The organism is Aequorivita soesokkakensis, from assembly GCF_001641085.1.
Lineage (GTDB): Bacteria > Bacteroidota > Bacteroidia > Flavobacteriales > Flavobacteriaceae > Aequorivita > Aequorivita soesokkakensis.
Genome location: NZ_LXIE01000044.1, coordinates 1 through 257 on the forward strand (window position 1 = coordinate 1; position 257 = coordinate 257).

The window sequence follows — 257 nt, forward strand, 5'->3', positions numbered from 1 at the left end:
GACGAGATAGGCTTCCCTTACACCGATCCTTCGGTAGCTATGCCAGCTGCCACTACGGAGAACGGCAGCCCGGCGGGCTGTGACCTTACCGGTGCCAATGGCGTGTGGTACAACTTTGTGGCCGCCGGCGACGGTACCGCCAACGCGATGATCGTTACCCCCGGCGGGGCGAGCTCGGTAACCTTCTATACCGCTCCGGATGAGAACGCGGTGGAGACCGACCTTACGCTTGTTCCGCAGAACACGAACCAGTGCCT

Annotated in this window: 1 protein-coding gene; it reads left to right on the plus strand. The window is 61.9% G+C overall.

Annotated features, from left to right (window positions below; translation table 11 throughout):
- Positions 1-257: hypothetical protein (locus A7A78_RS15230; protein ID WP_207489370.1), on the plus strand; the 257-nt coding region annotated here is incomplete at both ends.